At 62.8% G+C, this 13,973-nt stretch carries 10 protein-coding genes and 1 pseudogene; 5 read left to right on the top strand and 6 right to left on the bottom strand.

Annotated elements, in window-relative coordinates:
* Positions 1-185 precede the first annotated feature (185 nt).
* Positions 186-1,748 (top strand): UxaA family hydrolase, encoded by a 1,563-nt coding sequence (locus H3V53_RS01055; RefSeq protein ID WP_336596316.1) that lies wholly within the window; start codon positions 186-188, stop codon positions 1,746-1,748.
* 291 nt (positions 1,749-2,039) lie between these two features.
* Here the strand turns inward: H3V53_RS01055 and H3V53_RS01060 are convergent, their stop codons facing one another.
* Together H3V53_RS01060 and H3V53_RS01065 are read right to left on the bottom strand one after the other, a co-directional pair.
* The gene (locus H3V53_RS01060) at positions 2,040-3,239 is read right to left on the bottom strand and encodes a fumarylacetoacetate hydrolase family protein (protein ID WP_336596317.1); all 1,200 of its coding nucleotides are present in this window, start codon (positions 3,237-3,239) and stop codon (positions 2,040-2,042) included.
* Positions 3,240-3,263: 24 nt separating this feature from the next.
* On the bottom strand, positions 3,264-5,048 hold the full coding sequence (locus tag H3V53_RS01065; RefSeq protein WP_336596318.1) for an IlvD/Edd family dehydratase: 1,785 nt from the start codon (positions 5,046-5,048) through the stop codon (positions 3,264-3,266).
* 459 nt (positions 5,049-5,507) lie between these two features.
* On the opposite strand from H3V53_RS01065, the gene H3V53_RS01070 reads away from it, so the two are divergent.
* The 3 genes from H3V53_RS01070 to H3V53_RS01080 all read left to right on the top strand — a co-directional run bounded on the left by H3V53_RS01070 (position 5,508) and on the right by H3V53_RS01080 (position 7,899).
* Positions 5,508-6,851 (top strand): MFS transporter, encoded by a 1,344-nt coding sequence (locus tag H3V53_RS01070; protein WP_336596319.1) that lies wholly within the window; start codon positions 5,508-5,510, stop codon positions 6,849-6,851.
* 257 nt (positions 6,852-7,108) lie between these two features.
* Positions 7,109-7,297: a hypothetical protein gene (locus H3V53_RS01075; protein ID WP_054926037.1), complete on the top strand. Its 189-nt coding sequence runs from the start codon at positions 7,109-7,111 to the stop codon at positions 7,295-7,297.
* 389 nt (positions 7,298-7,686) lie between these two features.
* Complete coding sequence (locus tag H3V53_RS01080; RefSeq protein ID WP_336596320.1) at positions 7,687-7,899, top strand: hypothetical protein; 213 nt, start codon at positions 7,687-7,689, stop codon at positions 7,897-7,899.
* 179 nt (positions 7,900-8,078) lie between these two features.
* Here the strand turns inward: H3V53_RS01080 and H3V53_RS01085 are convergent, their stop codons facing one another.
* The 4 genes and pseudogenes from H3V53_RS01085 to H3V53_RS01100 all read right to left on the bottom strand — a co-directional run bounded on the left by H3V53_RS01085 (position 8,079) and on the right by H3V53_RS01100 (position 12,893).
* Positions 8,079-9,251, bottom strand: a complete 1,173-nt coding sequence (locus H3V53_RS01085; protein WP_336596321.1) for an amidohydrolase family protein — start codon at positions 9,249-9,251, stop codon at positions 8,079-8,081.
* A complete protein-coding gene (locus H3V53_RS01090; RefSeq protein ID WP_336596322.1) occupies positions 9,248-10,552 on the bottom strand; it encodes an MFS transporter in 1,305 nt (434 codons plus the stop codon). The genes H3V53_RS01085 and H3V53_RS01090 overlap by 4 nt, the downstream gene beginning before the upstream one ends.
* A gap of 82 nt (positions 10,553-10,634) precedes the next feature.
* Positions 10,635-11,910, bottom strand: a pseudogene (locus H3V53_RS01095) (CaiB/BaiF CoA transferase family protein).
* Positions 11,907-12,893 carry a hydroxymethylglutaryl-CoA lyase gene (locus H3V53_RS01100; RefSeq protein ID WP_336596323.1) on the bottom strand — a complete coding sequence of 329 codons (987 nt, stop codon included), beginning with the start codon at positions 12,891-12,893 and terminating at the stop codon, positions 11,907-11,909. The pseudogene H3V53_RS01095 and the gene H3V53_RS01100 overlap by 4 nt, the downstream one beginning before the upstream one ends.
* A gap of 178 nt (positions 12,894-13,071) precedes the next feature.
* On the opposite strand from H3V53_RS01100, the gene H3V53_RS01105 reads away from it, so the two are divergent.
* Positions 13,072-13,878 carry an IclR family transcriptional regulator gene (locus H3V53_RS01105; protein ID WP_336596324.1) on the top strand — a complete coding sequence of 269 codons (807 nt, stop codon included), beginning with the start codon at positions 13,072-13,074 and terminating at the stop codon, positions 13,876-13,878.
* Positions 13,879-13,973: the final 95 nt, after the last annotated feature.

The raw sequence follows: 13,973 nt of genomic DNA on the forward strand, positions 1-13,973 counted from the left end.
ACGTGAATGCGAAATACGCACGGGTTAGCGCGCGCCGGCGCGCGATGTCGTTCGACGTCGTTTTTTGGTCTGACCAATTTCGCCGCGGCGATGCGCTATCGCATCATCGACGGGCAATACGGTTCCCCACGAACGGGCGCGCCCTTCAACGTCAACTCGGCAGTACAGGTATCAGGAGGATCAGCATGGATACGCTTTCGGCAACGCTCCCCGACACGCTTGGCAACCCGTCGTCGCGCGCGCTCAGACTGCACGACGCGGACGATGTCGCGATCGCACGCGACGCGCTCGCGGCGGGCACGGCGCTCGCCGAGTTCGGCGCGCTCGCGGTGCTCAACGACATCCCCGCCGCGCACAAGATCGCATTGCGGGACATTGCAACGGGTGAATCGATCCGGCGCTACGGCCAGATCATCGGCTTCGCGACGCGCGACATCGCAGCGGGCGAACACGTGCATACACATAACCTGTCGATAGGCTCGTTCGAGCGCGACTATGCGTACGGCAGCGACTTAAAGCGCGTCGATCCTCCAAGCGCGCCGCTTACCTTCATGGGCTTCAGGCGCGCGGACGGCCGCGTGGCGACGCGCAATTACATCGGCGTGGTCAGCACGGTCAACTGCTCGGCGACCGTCACCAAGCGCGTCGCGCAGCATTTCGCGATGCCCGGCGCGCTCGACGACTATCCGAATGTCGACGGCATCGTCCCGATCACGCATAGCTTCGGCTGCTGCATCGACCACAACGGCGAAGGCATCCAGCAGTTGCGCCGCACGCTCGGCGGCTATGTGAAGCATGCGAACTTCGCGGGCGTGCTCGTAATCGGACTCGGCTGCGAGGCGAACCAGATGGGCGCGATGTTCGTCGCGCAGAATGTCGAGAGTGGTCCGGCCGTCGTGCCGCTCGTGATGCAGGAACTCGGGGGTACGCAGGCCACCATCGACGCGGCGATCGCCGCCATCGACAAAATGCTGCCCGATGCCAACCGCGCCGTGCGCGAGCCGTTGCCCGTATCGCATCTGAATATCGCGCTGCAATGCGGCGGTTCGGACGGCTACTCGGGTATCACCGCGAACCCCGCGCTTGGCGCGGCCGTCGATCTGCTGGTGCAGCACGGCGGCACCGCGATTCTCTCGGAGACGCCTGAAATTTACGGCGCAGAACATCTGTTGACGCGGCGCGCCGTCTCGCGCGAAGTCGGCGAGAAGATCGTCGAGCGCATTCACTGGTGGGAAGGCTACGCGGAGCGGGAAAAAGGCAGCATCGACAATAATCCGACGCCGGGCAACAAGGCGGGCGGGCTCACGACCATTCTGGAAAAGTCGCTTGGCGCGGTGGCAAAGAGCGGCTCGACGCCGCTGATGGGCGTGTATCGCTATGCCGAGCCCGTCGATACGCACGGACTCGTGTTCATGGATGCACCAGGCTACGATCCGATGGGCGCGACGGGACAGATCGCAAGCGGCGCGAATCTGGTCGTGTTCACGACAGGACGCGGCTCATGCTTCGGCGCGAAGCCCGCGCCGTCCATCAAGCTCGCCACCAATACGAAGATGTACGACCGCATGCGCGACGACATGGACATCAATTGCGGCGACATCATGGACGGCGGCGTCACCGTCCAGGAAAAGGGCGAGGAGATTTTTCAGGCGATCCTGCGCGTGGCGTCCGGAGAAAAAAGCCGCAGCGAAGCACTGGGCGTCGGCGACGACGAATTCGTGCCATGGATGATCGGCGCGCAAATGTAATCGAGGTCATGCTCAGCGAGCCAGCGGCTTGCCAAGGAGTTGGACGCCTGAAGCGGTGAGGTCGGCGTCCGTGTGCATCGTTGAGCACAACGCGACGATCCCTTCAAAATCGCGCAGCCGGATGCGCCCGTTTTTCTCAGAATGTCGCGGATCTGGGCTCGAACCGTATCGAGGGACACGCGTCTGCGCGAACGCACGCACTGCACGCCGAAGCGCAACGCAGAGACGGGGCGGCGCCCGCGTCTCTATTGTTGCCGTCGCATCAGCTTCTGCGCGCGGATTTCACGAACTTCAGGCAGCGTGCATCAGTCCGCGTTGCGCCAGATTGCGGTAAAGCGCGCGCACACCGAAAGTCCACGGCGCAATCTCCACACTCAGCTGCACCGTGTTCACGAGCGCCCCCAGTTCGCGCGTCGAGATGGTGACTGTATCGCCGAGGTGATGCGTAAAGCCGCCGCCGGGCGTATCGCGATCCTTGATGGGCGAAAACATCGTGCCGAGAAACAGCATGAAGCCGTCGGGATACTGGTGGTGAGCACCGCACGTCTGCGAAACGAGATCCTGCGGGTCGCGGCTGATTTCGCTCATATGGCTCACGCCCTCCAGCACGAAATCATCGTCTGCGCCGTCCACGCGCAGGCTCACGCTGGTTTGACGCACGGTATCGAGATCGAACGTATCGTCAAAAAGGCGCACGAATGGACCGATGGCACACGATGCATTGTTGTCCTTGCATTTGCCGAGCAGCAGCGCCGAGCGGCCTTCGATATCGCGCAGGTTGACGTCGTTGCCGAGCGTCGCGCCGACGATCTCGCCGCGGCTGTTGACGGCGAGCACGATCTCCGGCTCGGGGTTGTTCCAGCTCGATGCTGCCAGCAAGCCAACGTCGGCGCCGAGACCGACAGCCGACATCGGCTGCGACTTCGAAAACACCTCTGCATCGGGGCCGATGCCGACTTCCATGTATTGCGACCACGCCCCGCGCCGCTCCAGTTCGGCCTTGAGTTTGGTCGCCGCGTCGGAGCCGGGGCGGACCTTTGACAGATCCGTGCCAATGGTTGCAGCAATGGTTTCGCGCACCTCCTGTGCCTTCGCCGGATCGCCGCCCGCCTGCTCCTCGATGACACGCTCGATCAGGCTCACGGCAAAGGTCACACCGCACGCCTTGATGGCCTGTACGTCGCTCGGAGCGAGCAAGCGCGGCTCATCGGTCGATCCGGGACGCAGCGTTGCTTCAACCAGCTTGTGCACCGAACCCAACGACTCGCCCGACACACTGCGCGCGAAAGCAACGAGATCTTCACGCTCGAAAAGATCGGCGGTCGTCGGCGCGCTTGCTGTGATGTCCAGCACTTCGCCCTTGCGCACCAGCACGACACACGGACCTTCCAGCTCGCCAGTGGGCGTGGCGAGCTTGCGCCACACACGGCCGACGAGCAGTGCCTGCTCGACATCATGCGGAAGTACGGTTGCTGCAGAAATGGCATTCATCGAATTGGCTCCTGGCCGGACCGATTAGTGGGAGTGGCGCGGGTTGCCGCGCTCTTCAATGACCTTCAGATAAAGCGTAGCGGGCTCGAGGCATCCGCCCGTCGAGAGTTGCCCGACCGTCTTGCGATAAAGCTCCTGCCAGGGCGTCTGCGCCTCGGGAATCGTGAAGCTCGCCGTGTCGCGCCGGCGCGCCAGTTCCGCTTCGTCGACCAGCACATTGACCTTGCGCGCATTCAGGTCGACGCGGATCCGGTCGCCCGTGCGCAGCAGGGCGAGCCCGCCGCCTACGGCGGCTTCCGGCGACATGTTCAGGATCGAAGGGCTCGCGGATGTGCCGCTCTGGCGTCCGTCGCCAAGCGTCGGCAGCGACGTGATGCCCTGACGCACCAGTTCGGCAGGCGGCGCCATATTGACGACTTCCGCGCTGCCGGGATAACCCACTGTGCCTGCCCCGCGAATCACCAGAATGCAGTGCTGGTCGATATCGAGCGCCGGGTCGTTGATGCGCGCGTGATAATCCTCCGGCCCGTCGAACACGATGGCCCGCGCCTCGAAGGTGTTTTCGGCGCCAGGCTCGCTCAGATAGGTCTGCCGGAACGCATCGCCCACCACCGACATCTTCATGATGGCGCTGTCGAAGAAGTTGCCCGACAGCACGATGAATCCCGCCCCGTGCTTGAGCGGCTCGGCGGTTGATCTGATCACTTCGCGGTCGGGCTCCGCCGTGCTGTCCGCAATCGCGCCAATGGTCCGGCCCGAGACGGTCAGACAGTCGCGATGCACCAGTGCGGACTTGTCGAGTTCGCGCAGCACGCCCGGCACTCCCCCGGCGCGGTGAAAGCTCTCGCCGAGATACTCGCCCGCAGGCATGCAGTTCACGATGAGCGGCACCTGTTCGCCCACACGCTGCCAGTCGTCGAGACTCAATTCGACGCCGATGTGTCGCGCAATCGCGATCAGGTGCGGCGGGCAGTTGCTCGAGGCGCCCAGCGCGGAGGCGACGACGATGGCGTTCTCGAACGCCTCTTTCGTCATGATGTGCGACGGGCGCACGTCGTCGCGCACGAGATCCACAATGCGCTTGCCCGTCGCATAGGCCATCTGGCCTCGTTCGCGATACGCAGCGGGGATGCTCGCGCAGCCCGGCAAGGACATGCCGAGTGCTTCCGCGAGACTGTTCATCGACAGCGCCGTGCCCATCGTATTGCAGTGCCCGATGGAGGGCGACGAAGCCGTCGTCAGTTCCATGAACCCCTCGTAATCGATCTCTCCGGCTGCAAGCAGGTTGCGCGCATGCCAGATGACCGTGCCCGAGCCGACACGCTTGCCCTGATGCCAACCATCGAGCATCGGGCCGCCGGACAGCACGATGGCAGGCAGATCGACTGTCGCCGCCGCCATCAGGCATGCAGGCGTGGTCTTGTCACAGCCGGTGGTGAGCACCACGCCGTCAAGCGGGAAGCCATGCAGGATTTCGACGAGGCCGAGATAGGCCAGATTACGGTCCAGCGCGGCCGTGGGCCTGCGGCTCTGTTCAGCGAGGGGATGGACGGGAAACTCCATCGGAATGCCGCCCGCGTCGCGGATGCCCGCCTTCGTTCGCTCTGCCAGTTCGATGTGGTGACGATTACACGGCGCGAGATCGCTGCCCGTTTGCGCAATGCCGATGATCGGGCGTCCCGATTGCAGCTCCTCGCGCGTGAGCCCGTAATTCATGAAGCGCTCGACATAAAGCGCGGTCATGTCTGCGTGCGAGGGATCATCGAACCATTCCTGGCTGCGCAGGCGGCGTGGGTTGGATGTGGTCATGCTGTACTCCTTGTCGTGGCCTGTTCAGGTATCGTCAGGCGCAAATCGTCTCTTGTGCTGCCCCCGGTTCCGATGCGCCTTCGACACGACATGCGCTCGCGCCGGACTCGTGAGGGACTATTCGCACATTTCTGTTATCGGTAACATCCATCGATATTAGCACGCGCGAACGCGGTGCGCATTCTCCGAAACGCGAAAAGAAACACGTCGATCCTGCACCAGGGAAATTCCCCTGGCTTGCCTCTTCGGGGCACAACGTGATAATTTCGTTACCGATAACATCCCGAGCCGACGGAAAAGCTGGAACCCGAATTGTTATCGGTAACATATGAGCCCGATTGTTCGACGGCGATGAACAGATCGAGGCTCGCCAGCGGGCAATCCCTGATCAATCCCTGATTTATACAGGCGACCCCGCACCGCCATACCGCTCAAGACATGCAAAAAGGAGACACTCCAATGCCAACAATCGCTCAGACCGCGGCCTCGTCTGCGGCGGTCAATGAGACCGAAGAACTGCTATACCGCAAGGTACTGAAGCGGATTCTGCCGCTGCTGCTGCTCTGTTATGTCGTGGCTTACCTCGACCGCGTGAACGTCGGTTTCGCCAAACTGCAGATGCTCGATTCACTGGGGCTCAGCGACGCCGTGTACGCCTTCGGCGCAAGTATCTTCTTCTGGGGATACTTCCTCTTCGAGATGCCCAGCAATCTTCTCCTTCACCGGTATGGCGCGCGATTCTGGATCGCTCGCATCATGGTGTCGTGGGGTATCGTCTCCTCCTCCCTCGCCTTCATCGCACCGCTCGCCAGCTTCTTTCATGTCCAGACGTCCACGATGTTCTACATCCTGCGTTTCCTGCTGGGCGTCTGTGAAGCGGGCTTCTTCCCCGGCATCATTCTCTACATGAACTACTGGTTTCCGGCGCGGCGCCAGAGCATCGCCATGTCGGGGTTCCTGATTGCCATTCCCGTGAGCCTGACGCTGGGTGGTGTCATCTCCGGCTGGCTCATGGAAAACACCCATGGCGCGCTTGGCATGGACGGCTGGCAATGGATGCTGCTGGTCGAAGGCATTCCGTCGATCCTCGTCGCGTTCCTCGTGCTCTTTCGCATGGGCGACGGCATCCAGTCGGCGAAATGGCTGACAGCATCGGAAAAGGCGCTGCTGCAGAAGAATCTTGAGCAGGAAAGCGCGAAGAAGACCCACCACATTGGTGCCGCGCTCAACAGCCCGCGCGTATGGCTGCTGACTTTCATCCTGCTCACGTTCAACACGGGCTTTTACGGTCTCGCGTTCTGGCTGCCTTCCATCATCAAGGCATCCGGCGTCAAGAGTGCGCTCAATATCGGCCTGCTGACGGCCATCCCGTACCTGAGCGCCGTCGTCGCGATGATTCTGAACGCGCGCCACTCGCGCAAGACAGGCGAGCGCCGGCTGCATGCCGCGATTCCCGCCTGCATCGGCGGCGTTGGCCTGATCCTCAGCGCCACCTTCGCGAACAACGTGCCGCTGTCCATCTTCTTCCTGACGATTGCCACCTGCGCAATCCTCGGTTTGATGCCCATTTTCTGGACCTTTCCTGGCCAGATTCTGTCGGGAACGGCGGCGGCGGCAGGCATTGCCCTCATCAACTCCGTCGGCAACCTGTCCGGCTTCACGGGTTCGATGATTACGAGCGTGGCGAAGGATCTGACGGGCAACATCAACAACGGGACTTACGCACTCGGGGCGTGCCTGCTCATCAGTTGCGCGCTCATTCTGTCCATTCCGAAGAGCATGCTCAACAACGACCAGGCCTGACGGTAACCAACCCGGCCTATACCTGATGCCGTCGCGAACGCGCCCGGAGCATTGCTCCGGGCGCGTTTGTTTTTGCAGCAGGCGGAATGCATGGCAGTGCCGAAAATGGCGCGCTCTTCCGTGATCCGCACACAGATGAAAGGACAGCCATCCAGCTCGATGGCGCAGTGGTATCTTTGAAGTGACCGTCCGCGCGGTCGCAGTCGATGCAGTATCGGGATCACGTCTTGCTGCACGCCCCTACACGGGAGACGATCATGATCAGACTTCTCGCAATCGTGGCGCTGATGACGGCCATCTCGGGATGCGTTGCCGCTGCGCCGTACGGTTACAGCGACCCAGCTTACGGGCCCGGCTACTACACGCCGGGTCCAACCATCGGCGTCGGCGTGGGGGGCGGCAGCTTCGGCGGCGGGGTGGGCGTCGGGGTAGGTGTCGGGTTCTGAACGCCTCTCCGGGTCGCTGCCGTCGCCGTCCGGCAGGTTGGCGTACTGAGATCCATGCGCCGCGCTGCCATCTTCCGGACGGACCCGTGTCCGTGCACTCGCGGACGTCTTGCTTCGCGACGCAACGATGAACGGTTCAAGGTCAAGACGTGCTGTAGCGAAGTGGCGCAACGTCGATAGCGGCAGACGCCCACAATCAAGAGTGGCAGTGTCGGTTGCTGACAGTCTCACATCACGAAGTGTCGCGCCGTCACAGACACATCTCCTCCTGCTGCGACGCGCCCAAGCCTCGGCGACCGTTGCGGCGCGCCGCCCGCACGGCGATCCTGCAAACTCCATTGATGTCGGCACGACCCTTGCAGATGGGGAGGCGTCAACCGGAGTGAGTCATGAGCGCCCTTCTTCACACATCCGCCGCACCGTCGAACCGGATTATTATTGCCCTCGTTTGCCTCGTACTTGCCGTGGTATGCGGAACCGGCATCGCGGCGTTCGCAGGACTACTGCCAGCATCGGAGCATGTGGCCGCCACGATAACGGTTGCCCCGCTGGTCGACATCCAGACGGATGCATCACGCGGCGACGTGCGGAGCATCGATTGAAGCAGGACTCGTAACACGGCGGCAGCCGGACGGAAACTGCTAGCCGCCGCTCCCAGCGTCAAAAAACTCGCTAATGCGTTTGCGCGCTTCTTCCCATAGAGCCGGTGAGCCACCCTCTATCCACGGTCCGGACCGTTCCGCTGGCTTGTGATCGCGCAACTCGACCCGAAGCGCCAAGATCAGCCGGACACGTTCGCAGTGGCCCCCAGCCGATACACGCTGCTAACCGTGCCTCGAAACAGCGCGTCCCTTTCTTGCGCGCTGGCCTGCGCGGTCAATCGCTTGAAAGCGTTCCAGCCGTTGCTATAGGGATAAGAACCCTTATCGACCGGAAAATTACTTTCGAACATGCAGCGGTTCGCGCCGAACGCTTCGATGCATGTATGCATCCAGGGCTTCCATGCCTGCGCCAACTGCATCGACGAAGGCGGCCGCTCGCCCTTTTCGAAATCGAATCCGTTGATGCGCATGCCCAGTCCGCCAACCTTCACATAGACATTGGGTAGCTGCGCCAGTTGGCGCATGGAGCGCGACCAGTTCCCGAACACCTCTTTGCGATGATCCGCGTAACTGGCGATTCGCACCACGCCGCCGCAGTGATTGATGATGATCGGCGTGTCGGGATAAGCCTTGGCGAGATCGAACAGTTCGGGAAGCTGCGGAAAGAAAAGCCATGCGTCGTACGACAAACCCAGCGCGCCCAGTTGCGCAACGCCAGCACGGTAGTCGGGATCGAGCAGCAACCCGCCAGGCACCGCTGAAAGCGGATTGACCAGCGACTGATCCGGGTCCCACGTCACGAGGTGCCGTACTCCTCGAAACCGGCCACCTGCCGCCTGCAGATGCGCTTCGAGCACGTCGCGCACCGCCGCACCCCGCCGCAGATCCGCGTACCCGACAATGCCCTTGGCCACCTGCGGTTTGCCCGACTGCATCGGCGCTGTCGAGGCAGTCACATACTCGGTCTCGCCAACGGGCCGCAATGCGTCCGGTCCCGACTGACGGTAGTGCGTCAGCCCCTGCATGAACACCGACGCCGTGATGTTATGGCCGGACTGCGCGTCGGCAAGATATTCGTCGAGCAGATACGTCCAGCCCGGACGATCGTAGAAGTGATGATGCGCGTCGATAATCGGCAAGTCCGGCTCGAGCGCCGCTTCTGCCCCGGAAGCCAGCCACTCGGATCGAACGGGGAGATAGTTGCTGCTTGGCTTCATGGTGACCGTCTCTTCCTTGGAAAAGGCCTGCGTACTGACGATAGCGGCAATAGTGGGAAAAGCAGGAACGGCGACCGAAGCGGCCGCGGCCCGAAGCATCCGCCTGCGCCTGGGCGAGTGCGGTGCCGTCGTCATTGCGCCTCCCGGTTGAACGCAAACAGAGAGAGCGTCAGCATCGTCGTGATCAGCAATACGACGGCGAGACCGAACATGCCCGCCGTGAACGTACCGAAACTGTCCTTCAGATAGCCGACGAGGTACGGTCCCGCAAAGCCGCCAAGCGCGCCGATGGAATTGATCAACGCGAGGCCGCCCGCCGCCGCCTGGCCCGACAGGAATCGCGCAGGCAGCGTATAGAAAATGGTCCGCCCCGCGATCGTGCCGATCAATGCCAACGTGATGCCGACCATCGCGGGCAACAGCTGATCGAAGTGCGTCGACACGCCGAGCGCGACAGCGCCGATCAAAAGTCCTGCGGCGAGGTTCGCGATATGCCCGCCGCGTCGATCGACCCGCTTCGCCCACCACAGCAACGCGATCGTCGCAAAGAAATACGGCACGGCCGAGATCCAGCCTGTCTGCGTCACGCTCATGCCGTGTGCCTTGAGCATCTGCGGCAGCCAGATGCCGATGCCGTACGAACCCATCGTGAAGCCGAACGAAATCGTCGCGAGGATGTACACACGAACGTCCCTCAGTGCCGCGCGTAAATCCTTCTTCTTCTGGGCCGATGATCCCTCGCGGTCGAATGCGCTTTGCAGGGCGGCTCGCTCGTCGCGCGACAGCCATTGCGCGTCGGCTGGCTTGTCGGCGAGCAGCTTCAGCACCAGGTAGCCGAGCACGCAGGCGGGAAGTCCTTCGACAATGAACATCCATTTCCAGCCTGCCAGTCCGAGCACGCCATCCATAAGAAGCAGCCACGACGACAACGGACCGCCCACCAGCGACGACAACGGCGTCGAGACCGTGAACCATGCGAGCACGCGGGTTCGGTAGCTGGAAGGAAACCAGACCGCAAGAAAGAAGATCACGCCGGGAAAGAAGCCTGCTTCGCCGATGCCAAGCAGCAGCCGGATCACGTAGAAGCTGGTCGGTCCGACGGCGAGCGCCGTCGCTGCCGCCATCAAGCCCCACGTGATCATGATGCGGGCAAGCCAGCGCCGTGCACCGAAGCGATACAGCGCGAGATTGCTCGGCACTTCGCAAATGCAGTATCCGGCGAACATGATCCCCGCGCCCCAGCCGAACTGCGTCGCGGTCAGGCCGAGGTCGCGATTCATCGTCAGCGCCGCGAAACCGACGCTGGTGCGGTCGAGATAATTGAAGAAATAGGCCAGGGCGAGCAGTGGAATGAAACGCCACGCAGCTTTTCTGACGGCCTGCTGCTCGAGGCTGGCAGACGTGTCTGCCGTCATGCCCGAAGTAATGGATGTCATTGTCGTCTCCAAACAATTCTCATGCGGCCCGGCCGTAAATGCGGCCGCGGCTGCGCTACGTTTGATGCGAAGCGTCGGGGGGTCAGGCGCTGGCGAGCTCGTTGGCGGAAGGACTCGATGGATCGCCCCCGTCCAGCTCCTGGCATCGGACGACACCCGCGTCCACCAGCTGCATCAGTTCCGCGTCGGCGTATCCGAGTTCCGACAGCAGCGCGCGGGTGTCCTGGCCAAGCGCGGGCGGCGCGGCGCGCCAGACGCAGCCGCTCGCCGTCCATCGTCAGCGGCAGCAGTGCCGTGCGCGTCGACACCGCCTCGCCCGCGCCGCTGGCATCGGGCGGCAACGTCACATCGGCGAGTCCGCCCGTCGCCAGCAGATGCGGATCATCGAACAGGTCCTGAGGTTTGGTAATCGGCGCATAGGGCAACCCGATGCGTTCGAAGATCGCGCTGATCTCCGCTGCCGTGAAGGCTTCCATGTGCGCGCGAAGCCTGGGCAGCAGCCAGTCGCGGGCCTGCACGCGCTGATTGTTGGTCGTGATCCGCTCGTCGCGCTTCAGTTCGGACAAACCGAATGCATCGCAGAACAACGCCCACTGCGTGTCCGATACGACGGCCAGAAAGATCTGCTCGCCGTTCTTCACCGAGAACACGTCATAGACGGCCCACGCGGAGATGCGGCTGGGCATCGGCGCGGCAGGCTTGCCCGTCACGGCGTACTGCATCATGTGCTGCGCGACGAGGAACACGTTGTTTTCGAACAGGGCGCTCTGCACTTCCTGGCCCTCGCCGGTGCGCTCGCGCTGCGCGAGCGCCGCCATCGCGCCGATAGCGCCGAACATGCCGCCCATGATGTCGTTGACACTGGCGCCCGCGCGCAGCGGACGGCCTTCAGGGCCCGTCATGTAGGCGAGACCGCCCATCATCTGGACCACTTCATCGAGCGCGGTCCGATGATCGTAGGGGCCCGGCAGAAATCCCTTGTGGGACACATAGACGAGACGCGGATTGAGCTTCGACAGCGACGCATAGCTGAGACCGAGCTTGTCCATCGTGCCGCTCTTGAAGTTCTCGCTGAAGACGTCGGCGCCCGCGATGAGCCTGTGCACGACTTCGAGTCCGCGCGGGTCTTTGACGTCGACGGCGAGGCTCTTCTTGTTGCGATTGAAGGTGCCGAAGAAACCGGCCCCCGATCCTCGCAGCGCGCGCGTGCTGTCGCCCGCAATGGGCTCCACCTTGATGACTTCCGCGCCCAGGTCTGCGAGCACCATGCCGCATGTCGGGCCCATCACCATATGCGTCATCTCGACGACACGCACGCCGCTGTAAGGCAGCGATTGATTCGACGAAATCTCGCTCATTGCGCCGCTCCCAGCAGACAGCCTTCCGGTCGCGGAGCGCTCGGCTCGCGCCCGTCGGCGTAACGGAATCCTTTGGGCAGGCCTGCGTCCTGCACATGCCCGTACAACACTTCGCCCGGCAGCGCGTCCGCCAGAATCGCGCGCGCAGCGACAAGCGCGTCGATATCGATGCCCGTGTCGTAACCCATTGCTTCGAGCAGGAACGTCAGGTCTTCCGTGACGATGTTGCCCGTCGCACCCGGCGCATAGGGGCAGCCGCCGAGACCGGCCTGGCTTGCGTCGATTGTCGTGACGCCGGCGTCGAGTGCGGCGACGACGTTCGCCAGTCCCTGACCGCGCGTGTTGTGGAAATGCGCGCCGCCCGCCTTGCTGCCGAGTTCCGTCTGCAAACGGCGGAAAAGACGCCGGACCTGTGCAGGGTTCGCATAACCGCTCGTGTCCGACAGGCCCACTTCGTCGACGCCGCATTCGGCCATCGCCAGGCACATGCGCATCGTCTGGTCATCGCTGACGGCGCCCGCAATCGTGCAACCAAACGCGACCGACACGCCGGCTTCGATTTGCACGCCGGGAAACCGCGCGTCTCGCAACGCAACGATCGCGCGCACTTCGTCGACCATCTGCGCGGTCGTCTTGCGGATGTTCGCCATCGAGTGCTCGTTCGTGATCGAGACGGGCAACGTGAGCTTATGGACGCCCGCTTCGAAGGCATGCTGCGAGCCGCGCAGATTCGGCGCGAGAACGGCGACGTGCAGGCCCGGAATCGTCAATGCATGCGCCACGACTTCCTGAATGTCTGCCATTTGCGGCAACAGCCGCGCGGGCACGAACGAGCCGACCTCGATCTCCTTCAAACCCGCAGCCGCGAGCGCGGAGATCCAGCGCAGTTTGGCGGCCGTGGGCATGACGCTTTTGATGCTCTGCAGCCCGTCGCGGGGACCGACTTCGCTGACGAGCACCGCGGGGCGGGACGGATTTTTCAATGCAAACTCCTTCGATTCGTTCTATCTGAAAGAATTTTATTTCGTTAGATAGAACTATAGAACTGAAAACGAGGTGGTTTAAGGTGGGTTAACCCCGGTTTTCATGCACTTTCGCGTGCTTGCGTTCTATCCAATAGAACGCTAGAGTCGCTTGCATTCGCACGAGAAGGACGAGGACGTGGTCAAGGAAACGCAGGAATCGACATCACGGCAGTCGACAGCAGCTAGCGATGGCACCAGCGGCGTGGCCGTCCTCGATCGCGCGTTCGCGATCCTGAGAGCCTTTGGCGCCAACGACGACCGGCTCTCCCTTGCCGAGTTGTCGCGTCGCACGGACCTCTACAAGAGCACGGTGCTGCGACTGCTGGCGGCGCTCGAGCACGGCGGATTCATCCGCAGGCTCAGTGACGGGCAGTACGCCATCGGACCACAGCCGTTGCGCCTCGCGGCGTTGTATCAACGGTCATTCCAGGTCGGGCCCGTGATCGAACCGATACTTCAGCAGTTGAGCCGCGACCTGGGCGAGACCGCCTCGCTGTACATCAGGCAAGAAAGCCTGCGACTGGTGTTGTTTCGCGTCGAACCCGCGCGGGCGGTGCGCGTGTCGATCCGGGTGGGCGAAGAATTTCCCATCGACCGGGGCGCATCGGGCAAAGTCCTGCTCGCGTTCACGGAAAAGGATGATCCGCGCTGGCAGGCAGTTCGCGAACAGTGTTGGGCTGTCTCGCATGGCGAGCGTGATCCAGAAACGGCCTCCGTCTCGGTGCCCGTCTTCGGTGCGACGGGCGAACTGATCGGCGCGCTCGCATTGTCGGGGCCGAAAGCCCGCTTCGATATGGCGTCGACGATTACCGCCGCGCTGACGGCCCTGCTCGAAGCCGCGAGACGCGCGACCGTCGCGCTGGGAGGCGCGAGCGACCGCTTCGATATCGCCATCAAGAAAGCGGCGACGGAGGGATTTCCCGGCATCGCGGACCTGGCGTAACGACACGTCGGGACAAAGACCCAGCGAATAAACGGCAGTCATTTGATAGTCGAACTTTTCCGCGCACCTTCATTTCAAAGCTCACCAGGACTGCC

The sequence above is a fragment of the Paraburkholderia bengalensis genome, from assembly GCF_037126505.1.
Taxonomy (GTDB): Bacteria; Pseudomonadota; Gammaproteobacteria; order Burkholderiales; family Burkholderiaceae; genus Paraburkholderia; species Paraburkholderia bengalensis.

Bases quoted from the DNA above. Each gene is read 5' to 3' on its own strand.
- H3V53_RS01055 (WP_336596316.1), top strand. From the start codon at position 186: ATGGATACGCTTTCGGCAACGCTCCCCGACACGCTTGGCAACCCGTCG.
- H3V53_RS01065 (WP_336596318.1), bottom strand. From the start codon at position 5,048: ATGACCACATCCAACCCACGCCGCCTGCGCAGCCAGGAATGGTTCGAT.
- H3V53_RS01060 (WP_336596317.1), bottom strand. From the start codon at position 3,239: ATGAATGCCATTTCTGCAGCAACCGTACTTCCGCATGATGTCGAGCAG.
- H3V53_RS01090 (WP_336596322.1), bottom strand. From the start codon at position 10,552: ATGACATCCATTACTTCGGGCATGACGGCAGACACGTCTGCCAGCCTC.
- H3V53_RS01085 (WP_336596321.1), bottom strand. From the start codon at position 9,251: ATGACGACGGCACCGCACTCGCCCAGGCGCAGGCGGATGCTTCGGGCC.
- H3V53_RS01080 (WP_336596320.1), top strand. From the start codon at position 7,687: ATGAGCGCCCTTCTTCACACATCCGCCGCACCGTCGAACCGGATTATT.
- H3V53_RS01070 (WP_336596319.1), top strand. From the start codon at position 5,508: ATGCCAACAATCGCTCAGACCGCGGCCTCGTCTGCGGCGGTCAATGAG.
- H3V53_RS01075 (WP_054926037.1), top strand. From the start codon at position 7,109: ATGATCAGACTTCTCGCAATCGTGGCGCTGATGACGGCCATCTCGGGA.